The 20,722-nt window shown below is 54.0% G+C and carries 21 protein-coding genes; 9 read left to right on the forward strand and 12 right to left on the reverse strand.

The features are described 5' to 3' along the window. Positions 1-23 precede the first annotated feature (23 nt). From pabA to M1D91_RS21480, 5 genes are all read right to left on the reverse strand, one after another. A complete protein-coding gene (gene pabA / locus M1D91_RS21460; RefSeq protein WP_437432821.1) occupies positions 24-596 on the reverse strand; it encodes an aminodeoxychorismate synthase component 2 in 573 nt (190 codons plus the stop codon). A 30-nt stretch (positions 597-626) separates the two neighbouring features. Then, positions 627-1,229 (reverse strand): putative adenosine monophosphate-protein transferase Fic, encoded by a 603-nt coding sequence (locus M1D91_RS21465; RefSeq protein ID WP_437432820.1) that lies wholly within the window; start codon positions 1,227-1,229, stop codon positions 627-629. Beyond that, positions 1,226-1,390: a YhfG family protein gene (locus tag M1D91_RS21470; RefSeq protein ID WP_437432819.1), complete on the reverse strand. Its 165-nt coding sequence runs from the start codon at positions 1,388-1,390 to the stop codon at positions 1,226-1,228. The genes M1D91_RS21465 and M1D91_RS21470 overlap by 4 nt, the downstream gene beginning before the upstream one ends. A gap of 107 nt (positions 1,391-1,497) precedes the next feature. Then, positions 1,498-2,070, reverse strand: a complete 573-nt coding sequence (gene ppiA / locus M1D91_RS21475; RefSeq protein WP_437432818.1) for a peptidylprolyl isomerase A — start codon at positions 2,068-2,070, stop codon at positions 1,498-1,500. A gap of 152 nt (positions 2,071-2,222) precedes the next feature. Continuing rightward, positions 2,223-3,518, reverse strand: coding sequence for a cytosine deaminase (locus M1D91_RS21480; RefSeq protein WP_437432817.1), 1,296 nt, complete (start codon positions 3,516-3,518; stop codon positions 2,223-2,225). Between the two features lie 242 nt (positions 3,519-3,760). Here M1D91_RS21480 and nirB point away from each other — a divergent pair, with 242 nt between their 5' ends. From nirB to M1D91_RS21525, 9 genes are all read left to right on the forward strand, one after another. Next, entirely contained in the window at positions 3,761-6,304 is a 2,544-nt protein-coding gene (gene nirB / locus M1D91_RS21485; RefSeq protein WP_437432816.1) for a nitrite reductase large subunit NirB, read from the forward strand. Continuing rightward, on the forward strand, positions 6,301-6,627 hold the full coding sequence (gene nirD, locus M1D91_RS21490; protein ID WP_437432815.1) for a nitrite reductase small subunit NirD: 327 nt from the start codon (positions 6,301-6,303) through the stop codon (positions 6,625-6,627). Before nirB ends, nirD begins: the two co-directional genes overlap by 4 nt. 67 nt (positions 6,628-6,694) lie before the next feature. Further along, positions 6,695-7,504: a nitrite transporter NirC gene (gene nirC / locus M1D91_RS21495; RefSeq protein ID WP_437432814.1), complete on the forward strand. Its 810-nt coding sequence runs from the start codon at positions 6,695-6,697 to the stop codon at positions 7,502-7,504. Positions 7,505-7,577: 73 nt separating this feature from the next. Further along, positions 7,578-8,942: a siroheme synthase CysG gene (cysG, locus tag M1D91_RS21500; RefSeq protein WP_437432813.1), complete on the forward strand. Its 1,365-nt coding sequence runs from the start codon at positions 7,578-7,580 to the stop codon at positions 8,940-8,942. 238 nt (positions 8,943-9,180) lie between these two features. After that, positions 9,181-10,521 carry a fructoselysine/psicoselysine transporter FrlA gene (frlA, locus tag M1D91_RS21505; protein WP_437432812.1) on the forward strand — a complete coding sequence of 447 codons (1,341 nt, stop codon included), beginning with the start codon at positions 9,181-9,183 and terminating at the stop codon, positions 10,519-10,521. A 21-nt stretch (positions 10,522-10,542) separates the two neighbouring features. Continuing rightward, the gene (gene frlB / locus M1D91_RS21510; RefSeq protein WP_437432811.1) at positions 10,543-11,565 is read left to right on the forward strand and encodes a fructoselysine 6-phosphate deglycase; all 1,023 of its coding nucleotides are present in this window, start codon (positions 10,543-10,545) and stop codon (positions 11,563-11,565) included. A gap of 52 nt (positions 11,566-11,617) precedes the next feature. After that, positions 11,618-12,448: a fructoselysine 3-epimerase gene (gene frlC, locus M1D91_RS21515; RefSeq protein ID WP_437432810.1), complete on the forward strand. Its 831-nt coding sequence runs from the start codon at positions 11,618-11,620 to the stop codon at positions 12,446-12,448. Further along, the gene (frlD, locus tag M1D91_RS21520; RefSeq protein ID WP_437432809.1) at positions 12,445-13,230 is read left to right on the forward strand and encodes a fructoselysine 6-kinase; all 786 of its coding nucleotides are present in this window, start codon (positions 12,445-12,447) and stop codon (positions 13,228-13,230) included. The genes frlC and frlD overlap by 4 nt, the downstream gene beginning before the upstream one ends. Positions 13,231-13,332: 102 nt before the next feature. Then, positions 13,333-14,064 carry a GntR family transcriptional regulator gene (locus M1D91_RS21525; RefSeq protein WP_437432808.1) on the forward strand — a complete coding sequence of 244 codons (732 nt, stop codon included), beginning with the start codon at positions 13,333-13,335 and terminating at the stop codon, positions 14,062-14,064. 60 nt (positions 14,065-14,124) lie between these two features. Here M1D91_RS21525 and trpS read toward each other — a convergent pair whose 3' ends face one another. The 7 genes from trpS to aroK form a co-directional block, all read right to left on the reverse strand. Beyond that, on the reverse strand, positions 14,125-15,129 hold the full coding sequence (gene trpS, locus M1D91_RS21530; protein ID WP_437432807.1) for a tryptophan--tRNA ligase: 1,005 nt from the start codon (positions 15,127-15,129) through the stop codon (positions 14,125-14,127). Continuing rightward, a complete protein-coding gene (gene gph / locus M1D91_RS21535) occupies positions 15,122-15,883 on the reverse strand; it encodes a phosphoglycolate phosphatase (protein WP_437432806.1) in 762 nt (253 codons plus the stop codon). Before gph ends, trpS begins: the two co-directional genes overlap by 8 nt. After that, positions 15,876-16,553: a ribulose-phosphate 3-epimerase gene (rpe, locus tag M1D91_RS21540; protein WP_437432805.1), complete on the reverse strand. Its 678-nt coding sequence runs from the start codon at positions 16,551-16,553 to the stop codon at positions 15,876-15,878. Before rpe ends, gph begins: the two co-directional genes overlap by 8 nt. A gap of 75 nt (positions 16,554-16,628) precedes the next feature. After that, positions 16,629-17,450 (reverse strand): adenine-specific DNA-methyltransferase, encoded by an 822-nt coding sequence (gene dam, locus M1D91_RS21545; protein WP_437432804.1) that lies wholly within the window; start codon positions 17,448-17,450, stop codon positions 16,629-16,631. A gap of 67 nt (positions 17,451-17,517) precedes the next feature. After that, on the reverse strand, positions 17,518-18,834 hold the full coding sequence (damX, locus tag M1D91_RS21550) for a cell division protein DamX (RefSeq protein ID WP_437432803.1): 1,317 nt from the start codon (positions 18,832-18,834) through the stop codon (positions 17,518-17,520). 89 nt (positions 18,835-18,923) lie between these two features. Beyond that, positions 18,924-20,012 carry a 3-dehydroquinate synthase gene (gene aroB, locus M1D91_RS21555; RefSeq protein ID WP_437432802.1) on the reverse strand — a complete coding sequence of 363 codons (1,089 nt, stop codon included), beginning with the start codon at positions 20,010-20,012 and terminating at the stop codon, positions 18,924-18,926. Between the two features lie 55 nt (positions 20,013-20,067). Then, entirely contained in the window at positions 20,068-20,589 is a 522-nt protein-coding gene (gene aroK / locus M1D91_RS21560; RefSeq protein WP_185668982.1) for a shikimate kinase AroK, read from the reverse strand. Positions 20,590-20,722: the final 133 nt, after the last annotated feature.

Genomic DNA, 20,722 nt, shown 5'->3' on the forward strand with positions numbered 1-20,722 from the left:
CATAAAAAATCACTTAATGGCAACTAAAAATCGGTGCGATGCAAAAAGTTATTCAGTAGCGCATGCCCCTGTTCACTGAGGATACTTTCCGGGTGGAACTGCACCCCTTCCAGATCCCACTGGCGATGGCGAATGCCCATAATTTCCTGTGTCTCACTGAAAGCCGTGATTTCAAAGCACGCTGGCAATGTGGCGGGGTCGATGAGTAACGAGTGGTAGCGGGTTACCGTGAGCGGATTGTTAAGTCCCCGAAACACCCCCTCTCCCGTATGCGTAATGGGTGAGGTCTTGCCATGCATCACCTGCTTTGCACGGACAATGCGCGCGCCAAAGGCCTGCGCAATGGCCTGATGCCCCAGACAAACGCCAAGGACAGGTAGCACACCCGCGTAGTGGCGGATAACCTCAAGGGAAACGCCGGCTTCATCCGGCGTACAGGGACCAGGGGAGATAACGATTTTTTCGGGAGCGAGCAGCGCGATGTCCGCCAGGGTAATGTCGTCGTTACGTCTGACGTCGACCTGCGCGCCCAGCTCGCAAAAGTATTGATACAGGTTCCAGGTAAAGGAGTCGTAATTGTCGATAAGCAGGATCATGGCGGCCTCGTTACTCTGTGCCGCCCTATTCTACTCCGTTTCGCCTGCTTCGCTTACCACTTTGCCAAAGATGGCCACCAGCCCAACGAGATCGCCCATCGCGCCAGCCTGATTCGCCTCCGCCCACGCCTGTGGGTCGATTCCACGCCAGTCGAGCTGATAACCGGCGTGCAGTGCCAGCTGCTCGAAGAAGATCCGCTGCGTAATACCATTGCCAATACGGAAAGGATGTAACACATTGATTTCGCAATAATAGTGTGCCAGCCGTTCAACAAAGGCTTCCTTTTCAAGCCCCTGTAGCCAGTCCTCACTTTCCAGACTGCGCATCAGCGCATTGCCCTCTTTTTCGATGTAAGCGAAATGGCAAAAGCGGGTATCGCCCTGGTAAATATCCACTTCACGGATTTCACCCGCCCAGTCAAAGACATCCTGGTAGATGTGGCGATGGATCGCACATAAATGTGGCAAACCACGCGCCTGTGGCCCCAGTTCCAGCGTAGCGGCACGCAGTGCGGTCAGCTCCCATGCCGCCTTCTCAAGACGCTGCGCCTGGCGAATTCCCAATACATTACGCATCACGTTAATGCCAGCGTAAAGATACGGGTCGCGGTCATCACCTACTTTATCGCTCATTGCGCCCCCTTAATCTCTGCCAGTCGGGTTTCAATCTCTTCGGCCGTTAGCGTGACCAGTGGACTGTCCACCCCTTCAAGGCGTCGGCTGGCCTGAAAATTGACGTTGCGTTGCTGCTCCCAGAGTCGGGATTTTTGTCGGTCGGTGAGTTTTTTGGTCATTGCGCCTCCCTGATATCTCGTTCATTTGCCACAAGTATAAGCAGCATTTTCGCGTTACGCAGGGAGGAAGCAGCAACACGGGTCAGCATCACCCGTGTTGAAAAGGATTAAGGCAGGACTTTCGCAGAGAGGATAACCACTGGTTTAGACGGCACATTCTGGTAGGGGCCAACGTCATGGGTTGGCACCTGAGAGATTTTATCGGCGACATCCATACCCTTTACAACTTTACCAAACACCGCATAACCGAAATCACGCTGACCGTGGTCGAGGAAGGCGTTATCCGCAACGTTAAGGAAGAACTGGCTGGTCGCGCTGTCTTTATCCGCCGTGCGGGCCATAGAGATAGTGCCACGCGTGTTTCTCAGCCCATTATCGGCTTCGTTTTTAATTGGCGCGTTAGGCTGTTTCTGCTGCATTTGCTCGTTAAAGCCTCCCCCCTGAATCATAAAGCCCGGTATGACGCGGTGGAAGGTGGTGTTGTTGTAAAACCCGCTGTTGACATAATCGACAAAGTTTTTCACCGAAATGGGGGCTTTCTGTTTATCCAGCTCCAGTTCAATGTTGCCAGCGGAGGTGGTGAGCAGAACATGAGGATCGCCTTTTGCCGCGAGCGCGGAAGGGGAGATCGCCGAAAGGGCACATACAGCCGCAAAAGCCGCCAGAGTCGATTTAACCATGAGGTTTCCTTAACGAAATGCAGGTAAGAAAGCAAGTGGCTTGATTCTAAAGAGCAGTCCGCCAGCAGGCCAGCCTTTTACTTAATTTTACGCAATTGAAACAGATGTAAACTGAACTGACCACGCACCGCATGGTCATTCTGTTACCTCCTTCACTTTGCCGGGCGGCTGAACAGCACTTCTTCTCCCCCGCTGTCCATTTGTACCCAACTCTGCGGTAACTGGGTAGTAGCAATAATTCTGCCCTGACGAATAGACCAGCGTACCGGTGACTGGCAGCGTACCGCATCAAAACCACTGCTCACCGGCAGAATAATCAAATTGGCCGGGTTGCCAGTGGCTATGCCGTACTCTTTCACGCCGAAGGTACGGGCGCTGTGGTGGGTGATAAGGTTCAGCCCGGCATCAATTTGCTGGTAGCCCATCAGCTGGCAGACGTGAAGCCCCATATGCAGCACCTGCAGCATATTGCCGGTGCCGAGCGGGTACCAGGGATCAAACACATCATCGTGACCGAAACAGACGTTGATCCCGGCCTCAAGCAACTCCTTCACGCGCGTCACGCCACGGCGTTTAGGATAGTCATCAAAGCGCCCCTGCAGGTGGATATTGACCAGAGGGTTAGCAACAATGTTAATGCCGGAGAGTTTGAGAAGGCGGAACAGACGAGACGTATAGGCGCCGCTGTAGGAGTGCATGGCCGTGGTATGGCTGGCAGTGACGCGCTCGCCCATCGCCATTTTCAGCGCCAGGGCTGCCACGGTTTCCACAAAGCGCGACTGCTCATCGTCAATTTCATCGCAGTGGATGTCCAGCGGACGATCGTATTTCTTTGCCAGTTCAAAGGCGATGTGTAGCGACTCAATGCCGTACTCGCGGGTAAACTCAAAATGCGGGATGGCACCCACTACATCTGCTCCCAGTACCAGGGCTTCTTCCAGTAAGGCTGCACCATTGGGGTAAGAGAGTATTCCCTCCTGGGGGAAGGCGACTATCTGCAGCGTTATCCAGGGCGCCACCTCCTGTCTGACCTCCAGCATCGCTTTCAGCGCGGTCAGACTGGGATCGGAGACATCCACATGGGTGCGCACATACTGGATACCGTTCGCCATCTGCCACTTCAGGGTTTGCCACGCGCGCTGCTTAACATCTTCATGCGTCAGCAGTGCCTTGCGTTCGGCCCAGCGTTCAATACCTTCAAACAGCGTACCCGACTGGTTCCAGGCGGGCTCACCGGCCGTCTGGGTGGTATCGAGGTGGATATGCGGTTCAATGAACGGCGGTAGTGCAAGGCCACCACGCGCATTTAACACTTCATAGCTTTCGTTCTGTACCGCCCCCATCGGCGAGATGTCACCGAAGCGACCCTTCTCAATGGCTATCTGCCATAACCCTTCTCGTCCCGGCAGATGAACGTTCTGGACCAACCAAAGCGGTGCTGCTGACATACCTCTACCCCCTGGGGTTAAGACTGAAACGATGTTTCAGGCAATTGCCATAAATCCACGTTCTTTTTTGTACACAATTTCCGCAAATCTGAAAAGCCTGACAGATCCGGCACTTAGAAAAACCATGAAAAATCAAACATCTACCCATTAAGTGGTAGGTGAAGGTGTAATTGATGTACATCAATAACTACCCCTGCTGAATCGTTAAGGTAGGCAGTAATAGAAAAGAAATCGAGGCAAAAATGAGCAAACTCAAACTCGCTATAATCGGTAACGGCATGGTCGGCCACCGTTTTGTTGAGGATCTTCTCGACAAAGCCGACGCCAGTCAGTTCGATATTACCGTTTTTTGTGAAGAACCCCGTAAAGCCTACGATCGCGTTCACCTGTCTTCCTACTTTTCGCACCACACTGCGGAAGAACTGTCGCTGGTACGTGATGGGTTTTATGAAAAACATGGCGTTAACGTCCTGGTGGGCGAACGTGCCATCACCATTAACCGTCAGGAGAAAGTGATCCACTCCAGCGCCGGTCGTACTGTCTACTATGACAAACTGATTATGGCGACAGGTTCTTACCCGTGGATCCCACCGATCAAGGGTTCCGAAACCCAGGACTGTTTTGTTTACCGCACCATCGAAGATCTGAATGCCATCGAGTCCTGCGCACGTCGCAGCAAACGCGGCGCAGTGGTCGGCGGTGGTCTGCTCGGCCTTGAAGCGGCTGGCGCACTGAAAAACCTGGGCGTAGAAACCCACGTTATCGAATTTGCCCCTATGCTGATGGCGGAACAGCTCGATCAGATGGGTGGCGAACAGCTCAAACGTAAGATCGAAAGCATGGGCGTGCGCGTGCACACCAGCAAAAACACCAAAGAGATCGTTCAGGAAGGGACGAGCGCACGCAAAACCATGCGCTTTGCTGACGGCTCTGACCTTGAAGTTGACTTTATCGTCTTCTCGACCGGTATTCGCCCACGCGACAAACTGGCTACCCAGTGTGGTCTTGAGGTGGCTCAGCGTGGCGGCATCAAAATTAACGATACCTGCCAGACCTCTGACCCGGATATCTACGCCATTGGCGAGTGCGCCAGCTGGGATAATCACGTCTATGGCCTGGTGGCTCCTGGCTACAAAATGGCGCAGGTTGCTGTTGACCATATCCTGGGTAACGCGAACGCCTTCGCCGGCGCAGACATGAGCGCCAAGCTGAAACTGCTGGGCGTGGACGTCGGCGGCATTGGCGATGCGCACGGTCGCACACCTGGTGCTCGCAGTTATGTTTACCTCGATGAAAGCAAAGAGGTCTACAAACGTCTTATCGTCAGCCCGGATAACAAAACCCTGCTCGGTGCCGTGCTGGTGGGTGATACCAGCGACTTCGGTAACCTGCTGCAGCTGGTGCTGAACGCCATTGAACTGCCGGAAAACCCGGACTCGCTGATCCTGCCGGCGCATGCCGGTAGCGGCAAACCGTCCATCGGTGTGGACAAACTGCCGGACAGCGCGCAAATCTGCTCCTGCTTCGACGTTACCAAAGGCATGCTGGTTGCGGCCATCAATAAAGGCTGTCACACCGTTGCGGCGCTGAAAGCCGAAACTAAAGCCGGTACTGGCTGCGGCGGTTGTATCCCGCTGGTCACTCAGGTGCTGAATGCGGAACTGGCAAAACAGGGCATTGAAGTCACCAACAACCTGTGTGAACACTTCGCCTACTCCCGTCAGGAGCTCTACCACCTGATTCGCGTGGAAGGCATTAAGTCCTTCGACGAATTACTGGCAAAATACGGTAAAGGCTACGGTTGTGAGGTCTGTAAACCGACCGTGGGTTCGCTGCTGGCCTCCTGCTGGAACGACTATGTTCTGAAACCCGAACACACGCCGCTGCAGGATACCAACGACAACTTCCTGGCAAACATCCAGAAAGACGGGACCTATTCCGTTATCCCACGTTCTGCGGGTGGCGAAATTACCCCGGAAGGGTTGATGGAAGTGGGCCGTATTGCCCGCGAATTTAACCTTTATACCAAAATCACCGGTTCTCAGCGTATCGGCCTGTTCGGTGCGCAGAAAGATGACCTGCCGGAAATCTGGCGTCAGCTGATTAACGCGGGCTTCGAAACCGGCCACGCCTACGCTAAAGCGCTGCGCATGGCGAAAACCTGCGTCGGCAGCACCTGGTGCCGCTACGGTGTAGGCGACAGCGTGGGCTTTGGCGTCGAGCTGGAAAACCGCTACAAAGGCATTCGTACCCCGCACAAAATGAAGTTTGGGGTCTCCGGCTGTACCCGTGAATGTGCGGAAGCGCAGGGTAAGGACGTGGGCATCATCGCTACGGAAAAAGGCTGGAACCTGTATGTGTGCGGTAACGGCGGTATGAAACCGCGTCACGCGGATCTGCTGGCAGCAGACCTGGACCGTGAAACCCTGCTCAACTACCTTGACCGCTTTATGATGTTCTACATCCGTACCGCAGACAAACTGACTCGTACCGCCTCCTGGCTGGATAACCTGGAAGGCGGCATCGATTACCTGAAAAGCGTCATCATCGACAACAAACTGGGTCTCAACGATCAGCTTGAAGCCGAAATGGCCCGTCTGCGCAACGCGGTTATCTGCGAGTGGACGGAGACTGTGAACAATCCGCAGGCGCAGGTTCGCTTCAGACACTTTATCAACAGCGACAAACGCGACCCGGCGGTGCAGGTGGTGCCAGAGCGTGAACAACATCGTCCGGCCACCCCGTATGAACGTATTCCGGTTATGTTAGTGGAGGAAACCGTATGAGCCAGTGGAACACTATCTGCAAAATCGACGATATCGTCCCGGCAACAGGCGTCTGTGCGCTGCTGAATGACCAGCAGGTGGCCATTTTCCGCCCTCGTCATGACGACCAGGTTTTTGCCATCAGCAACATTGACCCGTTCTTCCAGGCGAGCGTGCTTTCTCGTGGTCTGATTGGCGAGCACAACGGTGACTTGTGGGTCGCCAGCCCGCTGAAAAAACAGCGTTTCCGCTTACGTGACGGGCTCTGTATGGAAGATGAAAGCCGTTCTGTAGCCCATTTCGATGCCCGCGTGAAAGACGGCGTCGTGCAACTTAAAGCGTAATTTTTAGTGGGGGCGCAATGCCCCCGCTTTTTAACATTTTCTTTTTTAACTTTGGGTAATCAACACTATGTTTACAGACACTATTAATAAGTGTGCGGCTAACGCTGCGCGCATTGCACGACTCTCAGCCAATAATCCGCTCTCTTTCTGGATAAGCTCTGCCATGGCGGGGGCTTATGTGGGCTTAGGGATTATTTTAATTTTCACCCTTGGAAACCTGCTCGATCCGTCCGTGCGCCCGCTGGTCATGGGAGCCACTTTCGGCATCGCCTTAACCCTGGTCATTATCGCCGGCTCTGAACTCTTTACCGGTCATACCATGTTCCTGACGCTCGGTGTGAAAGCGGGCACTATCAGCCAGGGCCAGATGTGGACCATCCTGCCACAAACCTGGCTGGGCAATCTGCTGGGTTCAGTTCTGGTTGCGCTGCTTTACAACTGGGGTGGTGGCAGCCTGCTGCCGCTGGATACCAGTCTTGTCCATACCGCTGCGCTGGCCAAAACCAGTGCTCCGGCCGGGGTGCTGTTCTTTAAAGGGGCGCTGTGTAACTGGCTGGTATGCCTCGCTATCTGGATGGCCATTCGTACTGAAGGCGCGGCCAAATTCCTCGCAATCTGGTGGTGTCTGCTGGCATTTATCGCTTCCGGCTATGAGCACTCCGTTGCCAATATGACCCTGTTCGCCCTCTCCTGGTTTGGTCATCACAGCGACGCTTATACCCTCTCCGGTATTGGTCATAACCTGTTGTGGGTCACACTCGGGAATACTTTCTCCGGCGCCGTGTTTATGGGTCTGGGTTACTGGTATGCTACGCCAAAAGCCGAACGCCCTTCCGTAGAGAAGGCAGCGAAGAGCCAACCAATTACAACCAACTAATAAAGACACCAGTAATCGGGTTGCAGCCAATAAAACTGCGGCCCGAAAAATGACGTGTATTTGAGGTGATGTCGTGGACCATTTACCCATTTTTTGTCAACTACGCGAACGCGATTGCCTGTTGGTCGGCGGTGGCGATGTCGCAGAACGTAAAGCCCGACTTTTGATGGATGCTGGTGCACGACTTACCGTGAACTCACGCGCCTTCGTTCCGCAGTTCCATGTCTGGGCGAAGGAAGGCATGCTAAGGCTGGTGGAAGGCGATTTCGATGAAAGTCTGCTCGATCCATGCTGGCTGGTCATTGCCGCAACGGATGACGAAGCGGTTAACCAGCACGTCAGCGATGCGGCTGAATCCCGTCGTATCTTTTGTAACGTGGTCGATGCGCCGAAGCAGGCAAGCTTCATCATGCCCTCAATTATTGATCGCTCCCCTTTGATGGTCGCGGTCTCCTCGGGCGGCACCTCGCCTGTCCTGGCCCGCCTGCTGCGCGAAAAGCTGGAATCGATTCTTCCGCAACACCTGGGGCACGTTGCCCGCTACGCCGGTAAACTGCGCCGGCGCGTGAAAACGCATTTTGCCAGCGTCCCTGAACGTCGTCGTTTCTGGGAAAAGCTGTTTGTTAATGACCGCCTTGCGCAGTCACTGGCGAACCAGGACAGCGTTGCCGTTGAAGCCATTACCGAACAATTGATTGCCGAGCCACTGGATAATCGTGGGGAAGTGGTGCTGGTGGGAGCCGGTCCTGGCGATCCGGGTCTGCTGACGCTCAAAGGTTTGCAGCAGATCCAGCAGGCTGATGTGGTGGTCTATGACCGCCTGGTCTCCGATGAAATCATGAATCTGGTGCGCCGGGACGCGGATCGCGTCTTTGTTGGCAAACGTGCCGGATACCACTGCGTTCCCCAGGAAGAGATAAACCAGATCCTGCTGCACGAAGCGCAACAGGGCAGACGCGTGGTGCGCCTCAAGGGCGGTGATCCGTTTATTTTCGGTCGCGGTGGTGAAGAGCTGGAAACCCTCTGTCATGCGGGAATTCCCTTCTCGGTGGTCCCCGGTATCACTGCCGCCTCCGGCTGCTCCGCCTATTCGGGTATCCCTCTTACCCATCGCGATTATGCGCAGAGCGTGCGGCTGGTAACGGGTCATCTGAAAACCGGTGGCGAGCTGGACTGGGCGAATCTGGCCGCAGAGAAACAGACGCTAGTGTTCTATATGGGCCTGAATCAGGCAGCCACCATTCAGGAAAAACTGATTGAGCACGGTATGCAGGTCGATATGCCGGTGGCGCTGGTGGAAAACGGGACGTCCGTGAAACAGCGCGTGGTGAGCGGCGCGTTGACGCAGCTCGGAGAACTGGCGCAACAGGTGGAGAGCCCGGCGCTGATTATTGTCGGTCGGGTAGTCGGCCTTCGCGACAAGCTTAAGTGGTTCTGACCCATCCAGATAAAGGATCGCCCCGGCGGTCCTTTTTTATATCTATTAATCAGTAAGTTAATAAAAACACTCTGCCAGCCCGCCCTCCAGCTGCTGATTTTGTGATCTCTCTCCACAATACAATTCATCATGTGTTGTTATATTGATTATGTGTCGTCATATAGCAAAGCATCGTTTTACCTCCTGATGGCTACGGCGACCTTTTGACCCTACAACACATTCTAAAAAAGGTATTGATATGGAAAGCCAGGAACTCCAACGCAAGCTGGGCTTTTGGGCCGTGCTTGCTATCGCTGTCGGAACCACCGTCGGCTCCGGTATTTTCGTTTCAGTAGGTGAAGTTGCAAAGGCGGCGGGCACCCCGTGGTTAACCGTGCTGGCGTTCATTGTGGGTGGGCTGATTGTCATTCCGCAGATGTGCGTGTATGCGGAGCTGTCCACGGCCTACCCCGAAAACGGTGCGGATTATGTCTATTTAAAAAATGCCGGCAGTCGCCCGCTGGCATTTTTGTCCGGCTGGGCCAGCTTCTGGGCGAATGATGCTCCTTCACTGTCCATTATGGCGCTGGCGGTTGTCAGCAACCTCGGCTTCCTGATGCCGCTCGACCCGCTGACCGGCAAGCTGGTGGCAACCGCGCTCATCATTATGTTTATGCTGTTGCACCTGCGTTCCGTTGAGGGCGGTGCCGCGTTTCAGACCCTGATTACCATCGCCAAGATCATTCCGTTTACCATTGTTATCGGCATCGGCATTTTCTGGTTCAAAACAGACAATTTCACGGCCCCGTCCGGCGCCGCGACCGTGACTGCCGCCTCCGGCATCATGGCGCTGCTGGCAGGTGTCTCAGCAACCAGTTGGTCTTATACCGGCATGGCGTCAATTTGCTATATGACCGGCGAAATCAAAGACCCTGGCAAGACCATGCCGCGCGCCCTGATTGGCTCCTGCTTACTGGTACTGGTGCTCTATTCGCTGCTGGCGCTTGTTATCTCCGGTCTGATGCCGTTTGAGAAACTGGCCGCCTCGGGAACCCCCATCTCTGATGCACTGACTTATATCCCTGCGCTGGGCAGTATGGCGGGCATCTTTGTAGCGGTCACCGCGATGATCGTCATCCTGGGCTCCCTTTCAAGCTGCGTGATGTACCAGCCGCGTCTGGAGTACGCGATGGCGAAAGATAAGCTCTTTTTCAAATGCTTCGCCCACGTCCATCCCAAATACAACACCCCGGATGTCTCAATTGTTCTCCAGTGCGCGCTCGGGATCTTCTTTATCTTTGTTTCCGACCTGACCAGCCTGCTCGGCTACTTCACGCTGGTAATGTGCTTTAAAAATACCCTCACCTTCGGCTCAATCATCTGGTGTCGCAAACGCGACGACTACAAACCGCTCTGGCGGACACCCATGTTTGGCCTGATGACGTTCCTTGCCATCTGCTCAAGCCTGATCCTTGTCGCCTCCACTTTTGTCTGGGCGCCCATTCCTGGTCTGGTCTGCGCCCTGATTGTTATCGCCACCGGCTTGCCCGCCTACGCCTTCTGGGAAAGGCGCAATCGTCGTCTGGCCGCACTTTCGTAAACCCATCTGGAGAAACGTTACATGTTGAATATTGATAAAAGCACCGTGGACTTCCTGGTCACTGAAAATATGGTGGCAGAAGTAGAGAAAGTTCTGCAGCAGGACGTTCCTCGCGTTCATGGCATTGTCGATGAGATGATCCGTCGTGATATCGACCGAATCTACTTCGTTGCCTGCGGATCGCCGCTAAATGCGGCGCAAACGGCGAAGCACCTTGCAGATCGTTTTTCAGATCTTCAGGTTTATGCTCTCTCCGGCTGGGAGTTCTGCGATAACACGCCGTACCGTCTGGATAGCCGCTGTGCCGTGATCGGCGTGTCGGATTACGGCAAAACCGAAGAGGTCATTAAAGCGCTGGAACTGGGCCGGGCCTGTGGCGCACTCACCGCTGCTTTCACCAAAAAAGCGGATAGCCCTATCACCGAGCCGGTGGAGTATGTGGTGGATTACCAGGCCGACTGCATCTGGGAAATTCACTTGCTGCTCTGCTATAGCGTGGTGCTGGAGATGATTACCCGCCGCGCACCGCACGCCGAAATCGGCAAGATCAAAACCGACCTGCAAAAACTGCCCCAGGCGCTGGGCCATTTGGTGCGCAACTGGGAAGAGAAAGGCCGTCAGTTGGGTGAGCAGGCAAGCGCATGGCCGATGATCTACACCGTGTCTGCCGGGCCGCTGCGTCCATTGGGCTACAAAGAGGGGATTGTCACCCTGATGGAGTTTACCTGGACCCACGGTTCAGTCATCGAGAGCGGCGAATTCCGTCATGGTCCGCTCGAAGTCGTTGAACCCGGCGTTCCCTTCCTCTTCCTGCTGGGTAACGACGAAAGTCGCCACACCACCGAACGCGCCATTCGCTTCGTGAAAGCGCGTACCGATAACGTCATCGTCATTGATTACGCCGACATTGCCCGGGGGCTGCACCCGTGGCTGGCGCCGTTCCTGATGTTCGTGCCTATGGAGTGGCTCTGCTACTACCTGTCCATCTACAAAGATCACAACCCGGATGAACGCCGCTATTACGGCGGTCTGGTTGAATATTGATTTTATCTGGCCGGTCCGTCAGAGACCGGCTTTCTTTAAAAGGAGAACAGCAATGAAAACAGGCATGTTTACCTGCGGTCACCAGCGTTTACCGATTGAAGACGCCTTTCGCGACGCGCATGAACTGGGCTATGACGGTATTGAGCTGTGGGGCGGGCGTCCGCACGCCTTCGCACCCGATCTGAAAGCGGGCGGGATTAAGCACATCAAAGCCCTCGCCCGAACTTATGATTTACCGATCATTGGCTATACCCCGGAAACCAACGGCTATCCGTGGAACATGATGCTGGGTGACGAGAGGATGCGCCGCGAGAGTCTCGACATGATTAAACTGGCAATGGACATGGCCAAAGAGATGAACGCAGGCTTTACGCTCATTTCTGCCGCGCACGCAGGGTATCTGACGACACCGGATATTATCTGGCAGCGCCTCGCCGATAATCTGCGCGAGCTGTGCGACTATGCGCAGGAGATTGATATGGATTTGGTGCTTGAACCGCTTACGCCGTATGAATCAAACGTGGTCTGCAACGCCAATGACGTACTGCGCGCCTTCTCCCTTGTTCCGTCACCCCATCTGTACAGCATGATAGATATCTGCGCCCCCTGGGTGCAGGGCGAGCCGGTCATGAGCTATTTCACCAAGCTTGGCGATAAGCTCCGCCACCTGCATATCGTCGACAGCGATGGGGCAAGCGATAGCCACTACATTCCTGGGGAAGGAAAGATGCCGCTAACGGAGCTGATGCGCGATGTTATTGCCAGCGGCTACAAAGGTTATTGCACGATAGAGCTGGTGACTATGTACATGAATGAGCCGCGGCTGTTCGCCCGCCAGGCGCTGGAACGCTTTCGCGCCTTACTACCGGAGGCCGTCGCATGAAAAGGCTGGTAACCCTCGGCGATAACTGCGTCGATATCTATCCTCACCTGGGCAAAGCGTTTTCCGGCGGCAATGCGGTAAACGTAGCGGTTTACAGCACCCGCTACGGTATGCAACCCGGCTGTATTACCTGGGTAGGGGAAGATGAGTACGGGCGGATGCTGAAAGCGGATTTGGTCAGAACAGGTATCGACACCAGCCACGTGCACGTCAAATGCGGCATCACGGCACAAACGCAGGTGGAGATGAAAGGTAACGATCGGGTGCTTGGTGATTACACTGAAGGCGTCATGGCAGATTTTACGCTGGAAGAGAGCGATTTTGCCTGGCTTGATAGCTTTGACATCGTGCACTCCGCTATCTGGGGACATGCGGAGATGGCCTTTCCCCGTCTGCACGCCGCAGGTAAGCTCACCGCCTTCGATTTCGCCGATAAATGGGACAGCCCGCTCTGGCAGACGCTTTTACCCCATCTGGACGTTGTTTTCGCCTCGGCGCAGCAGGAAGACGCGGCATTACGGGAAAGGATGCAGGAGAGTGTGGCGCGGGGTGCCGGCACGATGATTGTGACGTTGGGTGAAAACGGCAGCATTGCCTGGGATGGCAGGCAGTTCTGGCGTCAGGCTGCTCTTGCGGTAAACGTGGTCGATACCATGGGAGCAGGCGATTCGTATATTGCAGGCTTCCTGTGTGCCGTCGCCAGCGACCGCACGCTTGTAGAGTGCATGGCGCAGGGAACGCAGAGTGCGGCACGCACCATTCAATACCACGGCGCATGGTAGTTAAACGCAGGCATGAGTGATGGCAACTTCATGCCTGCGCGCTATGACTGGCTGATAAACAACCCTATAATCGCTCTATTCTCTTCTTATCAGGGTTGAGTCATGCCAGCTTTGGATCGCTATTCTCATCAATTACTCTATGCCACGGTACGCCAGCGTTTACTGGATGATATTGCGCAGGGCATCTACAAAGCCGGGCAGCAGATCCCGACCGAAACCGAACTGTGTACGCTTTATAATGTAAGCCGGATCACGATACGTAAAGCCATCAGCGATCTGGTGTCGGATGGGGTGCTGATTCGCTGGCAGGGTAAAGGCACCTTCGTACAGAGCCAAAAGGTGGAGAACGCGCTCCTGACCGTGAGTGGTTTTACAGACTTTGGGGTATCGCAAGGCAAACCGACCAAAGAGAAAGTGATTGAGCAGGCCCGGATAAACGCAGCGCCCTTTTGCGAGAAGCTCAACATCCCCGGAAACGGCGAGGTCTTCCACTTAAGCCGGGTAATGTATCTCGACAAAGAGCCTTTGTTTATCGACAGCTCCTGGATCCCACTGTCACGCTACCCGGCATTTGATGAGAATTACCGTGAAGGCATCTCGACCTACCAGATCTTTCAAAAACATTACGACACCCAGGTTATCAGCGATAACAAAACGATCGACATCTTTGCAGCGACCCGTACTCAGGCCAAATGGCTAAAATGCGAACTCGGGGAGCCGCTGTTTCGCATCAGTAAAATCGCGTTTGATCAGAATGATAAACCGGTACACGTGTCGGAACTGTTTTGTCGCGCTAACCGCGTTACGCTCACCATTGATAACCATCGACATTAAGCTGCGCCGATAAGACGAAAAAAGAGGGCCGTAGCCCTCTTCATCATGTCGATGTCGCGATTACGGCTTGCCGACAAACCCGATGGCGTCATAAACGGCTTTTAAGGTCCGGGAGGCATGGGCGCTGGCTTTCTCTGCACCCTCTTTCATGATCTTCTGCAGGAAAGCTTCATCGTTACGGTAACGATGGTAGCGCTCCTGAAGCTCAGTCAGCATGCCGGAAACGGCATCCGCCACTTCCCCTTTCAGATGACCATACATCTTGCCTTCAAAGTGCTGTTCCAGCTCAGGAATGCTCTGGCCCGTCACACCGGAGAGAATATCAAGCAGGTTAGAGACCCCCGCTTTCTCTTTGACGTCATAACGGACAACGGGTGGCTCATCGCCATCGGTCATCGCGCGTTTGATTTTCTTAACGACCGATTTCGGATCTTCCAGCAGGCCTATCACGTTATTACGGTTATCGTCAGACTTGGACATCTTTTTGGTCGGTTCCAGCAGGGACATCACGCGGGCACCGGATTTAGGGATGAAGGGTTCCGGCACTTTAAAGACGTCACCGTAAATCGCATTGAAACGCTGCGCGATATCGCGGCTCAGCTCAAGATGCTGTTTCTGATCTTCACCCACCGGCACCAGGTTGGTCTGGTACAACAAAATGTCCGCCGCCATCAGCACCGGGTAGTCAAACAGACCGGCGTTAATGTTTTCGGAGTAGCGTGCTGATTTGTCTTTGAACTGCGTCATGCGGCTCAGTTCGCCGAAATAGGTGTAACAGTTCAGCGCCCAGCCGAGCTGCGCATGTTCTGGCGCATGGGACTGAACAAAGATGGTGCTTTTCTCAGGATCGATACCACAGGCCAGATAGAGCGCCAGGGTGTCCAGGGTGGCTTTACGCAACTTCTCAGGGTCCTGACGCGCAGTGATGGCATGCAGATCGACGATGCAATAGATGCAGTGGTAATCATCCTGCATGTTTACCCACTGTCGCAGCGCACCCATGTAGTTACCAATGGTCAATTCACCTGAGGGCTGTGCGCCACTAAATACGATGGGCTTAGTCATGTTTCACGTCCTGATTTTCACTGTGCGAAAGCCCGAGAGCGGGCAGTAATTCGTTAAAGCGGTCGTATACATAGTCCGGCTCGCTTAACGTAATAGCTTCGCCGTAATTGTAACCATAAGTCAGCCCCACGGAGCAACATCCTGCCGCCTGAGCTGCCTGAATATCGTTACGGGAATCCCCAACAAACAGTAGCTGGTCAGGCGTCAGACCCAGCTTTTCTGCCACCAACAGCAACGGCTCCGGATGGGGCTTTTTGTTCTTCACGTCATCACCGCCGATGACGTGGCTGAAATAGTGGGCAATGCCGAGTGCTTCGAGCAAAGGCGCGACAAACGGTGTGGGCTTATTGGTTACCAGCGCCAGCGGCAAACCTTGCGCATAGAGAACCTCGAGCGTTTCGGCCACATCCGGGAACAGGAAGCTCCCCGCTTCAACCGACTCAGCGTAGTAGCGGTCAAACAGCTTACGCAGCATGAAAGCCTGCTCGTCTTCTGGAATATCCGCCGCGTTAACCGCTGGTTTACCCGATGCGGCACGCTGCGCATTGCGCTCCTGTAATGACCAGGCCAGTGCGCGCGACATCAGCACATCGGCGCCGTTACCAATCCAGGTAATGACCCGCTCCTCACCCGCCTGTGGCAGTTCGAGTGCATACAGCGCGTTATCGACTGCTGCGGTTAAACCCGGTGCGCTGTCAACCAGCGTCCCGTCGAGGTCAAAGGCTACCCCGCGAATTGCCTGCAATTTATCCATGACTTACCTTTGCCAGTTCACTGCGCATCTCATCAATCACTTTCTTGTAGTCCGGCTGACCAAAAACTGCAGAGCCAGCAACAAACATATCCGCACCAGCAGCAGCGATTTCACGGATATTACTCGCCTTCACCCCCCCATCTACTTCAAGACGGATGTCAAACCCTGAGGCGTCAATACGGCGACGCACTTCACGCAGTTTATCCAGCGTATGCGGAATGAAGGACTGCCCACCGAAACCGGGGTTCACGGACATCAGCAAAATGACGTCCAGCTTATCCATGACATAATCCAGATAACTCAGCGGCGTGGCCGGGTTAAAGACCAGTCCTGCTTTGCAGCCATGTTCTTTAATGAGCTGCAGGGTGCGGTCAACGTGTTCTGATGCTTCCGGGTGAAAGGTGATAATGCTTGCGCCCGCATCAGCAAAATCCGGGACCAGACGATCAACGGGTTTCACCATCAGGTGCACATCAATAGGTGCGGTGATGCCGTAGTTACGCAGTGCTTTCAGAACCATCGGCCCGATAGTCAGATTGGGCACGTAATGGTTATCCATCACATCAAAATGCACCACATCTCCACCAGCAGCCAGCGCATTGGCCGTGTCCTCTCCCAGACGAGCAAAGTCAGCCGAGAGAATCGAAGGGGCAATCAAATACTGTGTCATCCGCATCTCCTTGAGAAGAAAATAAAGTCATTTTACCGGCTAAGGTGAACGCGTAACGACGGCGATTAAACAGGGCTACACGGTCGTCGGGCGATACAGCGCCAGTAATTCATCCACCTTTTTGCGTGTACCACCGTTGCTGCTGATGCTGCGCCGCACTTTCACCACATGCAGTTTTGCCTGACTGTACCATTCACGGGTGAGCGCCGTGTCATGGTTGGAAATCAAAACCGGAATTCGATTACTTACCAGGCTCTCAGCAATGGAGGCCAGATGGGCCTGCTGTTCAAGGGTAAAACTGTTGGTGTGATAAGCCGTGAAGTTCGCCGTCGCAGAAAGGGGGGCGTACGGCGGATCGCAATACACCACGGAACTGGCATCCGCACGCGCCATGCTGTCAGCGTAAGATTCGCAGTAGAAAAAGGCATTCTGCGCTTTTTGCGCAAAATGATACAACTCTGCTTCCGGGAAGTAGGGCTTTTTGTAACGACCAAAAGGTACGTTAAATTCGCCACGCAAATTGTAGCGACATAAACCGTTGTAACCGTGGCGGTTGAGATACAAAAATAACGCCGCACGACGGAGCGGGTCGCGGCTCTGATTAAACTCGCTGCGAAGCTGGTAGTAGATTTCCGATTGATTGTTATCGGGCGTAAAAAGCGCCCTTGCGGCGTCCACATAACCGTCAACATTTTCTTTGACGATATTGTAAAGGCTAATCAGATCGCTGTTGATATCCGCAAGGATATAACGGGAATATGAAGTATTGAGGAAAACAGAACCCGCACCGACAAAGGGTTCAATAAGACAATCGCCCGAGGGCAGATGTCGTTCAATATCGGTAAGCAGGGGGTACTTCCCCCCTGCCCATTTCAGAAAAGCGCGATTTTTTTTCATGCTGGATGATTGATTACACTCTCTCCGGCTGTGGAGACAGCTCCGACAGCATCCTGCGCTTTAAACATTACTTAAGATCGGCCTGCACCTGGTGCAGCGGCTTCGCCCACGGATTTTTCGCCTGTACATCTGATGGCAGAGTTGCCACTGCGCGCTTGGCGTCTTCTTTTGAGGCATAAACGCCACTTACCAGCACATACCAGGGCTGACCGTTACGGGTCGTCTGATAAACCACAAAGTTTTTCAGATTTTCTTTCTTCGCCCAGGCATTCAGATTGGTGGAATTAGACGAGCTGCTCAGCTGCAAAGTGTAGTGGCTGCCCGGTGCCGACTTCAGCGAACCGACATTGCCGGTCGCGCCCGCGCCTGCCGAAGGTGCTGCAGCCGTTGCTGTTGGCGCAGCCGTAGACGCTGGCGCTTTCGGAGCGGCGGTAGAAACAGGGGCTTTCGGAGCAGCAGTTGACGCAGGTGGCGTTTTAACGGGTGCAGCCGCTACGCTTTCAGTGCGTTTAGGTTGTTGAGCAGCCGGAGGCGTAACCGTCTTAGGCTCAGCTTTCGCAACGGGTTGCTTAACCTGGGGTTTAGGCTCAATAACCATCTGCTTACGTTCAGGACGCGCGCTGCTGCTATTATTTTCAGCCGTGGCGTGTGCTGCATTGCTGTTACCACCGCGTACCGGTGCAACGGTTGCAGGTTCAGTGGGCAGGGTACTGTTCGCCACCGCATTATTGAGCTGCGCCTGATCCTGCGGTGAAGATAATGCGCTGTTTAAATCACCCTGCACTTCAAGACGCTGCTGACCTTCCGGTGTTGCAGAAGCCTGGCTTTGTGACGGGGTGGAGGAGATGGGCGGCAGGGAGACATCGCGTGACGTATTCGCGTTAGCCGCAGTGTCCTGAGCCGGGGTATTACCTGGTGCCGGTTGCGCACCGTTCGCCTGATCAGCAGCGGCATTCGTGCCATTGCCGGAGAGATCGATATTTTTTTCCGTTGATGCGGAGTCACCAGCTGCAGGGGTGGACGGTGCCTTAAGGGAAGAACCGATTCCCACAATGAGCAGCAGGAGCACCAGAATACCCACGCCCATCATCACATACTGGCGTGAAGCAGGCTTCGCGGCTACGGCTTTTTTACGCTTGCGCGGACGGCGTTCTGCACGCTCCTCGTCAAGTGACTCTTCTTCCGCTTCGTAATCTTCTTCGTACTCCTCGCGCTCATCACGCGCTTTACGTGCACGTGAAGGACGACGATCGTCTGCATCGACATCAACATCATCAAAGTTGATCTGCGGATCATCGATACGTTCAGAAGATTGACGAGAACGACCAGTACGACGATCGCTTGGATCGGGTTTCAGATCGTCTTCTGGTTTGAATTCATCCATTTAACACCCCACTCAAAGGCTTATGCCAACCACCTGTGCATAAAGCCCGACTTTAAAAGCCGCGCATGCGCAGCAAACCTTTCTAGTTGTTACGCCTGCTGGCAATCAGCAATAGCGCTAAGTACGACCTCTTGTGACACTCCGCCACGAACTTCACTCTTCCCTATTGCCAGCGGGAGCACTAAACGTAGCTCACCTGCCAACACTTTTTTATCACGCAGCATATGGGGAATGTATGCCTGAGCAGACATCTCCTGCGGCCCACATACCGGTAGCCCGGCACGTTGAAGCAGCGTAATGATGCGTTGCGTGTCTTCAGGGTTAAACTGACCCAAACGTTCAGACGCGCGTGCGGCCATCACCATACCCGCAGCGACGGCTTCGCCATGCAGCCAGTTGCCGTAACCCATTTCGGCTTCTATTGCGTGACCAAAGGTATGTCCCAGATTGAGTAAAGCACGTAAGCCTGTTTCCCGCTCGTCAGCTGCCACAACTTCGGCTTTTAGCTCACAACAACGGCGAATACAGTAAGCCATCGCCTTACCATCCAGGCGCAGCAATGCATCAAGATTGTCTTCCAGCCAGTCGAAAAAGGCGCCATCAAGAATGATGCCGTATTTAATGACCTCAGCCAGACCAGACGACAATTCACGTGCCGGCAGTGTTGAAAGGCAGTCGAGATCCACCACGACCGAAGCCGGCTGGTAAAACGCGCCAATCATATTTTTGCCAAGAGGGTGGTTAACCGCTGTTTTCCCGCCAACGGAAGAATCCACCTGGGAAAGCAACGTAGTAGGAACCTGGATAAAACGAACGCCACGCTGATAGCTTGCTGCCGCAAAGCCGGTAAGATCGCCAATGACGCCTCCCCCCAGCGCAACAAGCGTGGTGTCACGACCATGGGGTTTTTGCAATAGCGCCGTAAAAACAGTGTCAAGCACCGTCAGGCTTTTGTACTGCTCGCCATCCGGTAATATCACACTGTCAACATTGACCCCTGCGCTTTCCAGCACCTGACGGACTTTATCAAGATAGAGCGGTGCCAGTGTCTCGTTGGTAACCAGCATTACCTGGTCACCAGACTTCAGGGGCAGGAAGGAAGCTGGATCGTTGAACAAACCAGCCGCGATGGTAATAGGGTAACTACGTTCCCCAAGAGTGACGGTAATCCTCTCCATGACGCGACATCCACCTTAATTGCTTAAACCCGCAGGCCTGTGAGTTGAGCCAGAATTAGTTGCTTTCCAGCATATGGATAATCTGGTTTGCGACCACTTTCGCGCTCTGGTCATCAGTGCGAATGGTAACGTCAGCAATCTCTTCATAAAGAGGATTACGTTCATCAGCCAGCGCCACCAGCACTTCACGCGGCGGCGTTTCCACCTGCAGAAGTGGACGTTTTTTGTCACGTTGAGTACGAGCCAATTGCTTTTCGATGGTGGTTTCCAGATAAACCACGACACCTCGGGCGGAGAGACGATTACGGGTTTCGCGAGATTTCACAGAGCCGCCGCCGGTAGCCAGTACAATTCCCTGCTTTTCCGTTAGCTCGTTGATGATCTTTTCTTCGCGATCGCGGAAACCTTCTTCACCTTCTACATCGAAGACCCAGCCCACATCAGCTCCGGTTCGTTTCTCAATCTCTTGATCAGAATCGTAAAATTCCATATTCAGTTGTTGAGCTAACTGACGCCCAATAGTGCTTTTGCCGGCACCCATAGGCCCAACCAGAAAGATATTGCGTTTCTCTGCCATTTTTTCGGTATTACTAAGACTATTCGTTGATGATAAACCTGCTTCGTTGACACCTTTTTAAGCAGGACATGAACTGAAACCTCATATACGTAAGTTCGAGAGTCAGACCAAAAATTATCTCAGTACAATGACT

The sequence above is a fragment of the Enterobacter sp. SA197 genome (assembly GCF_054131575.1).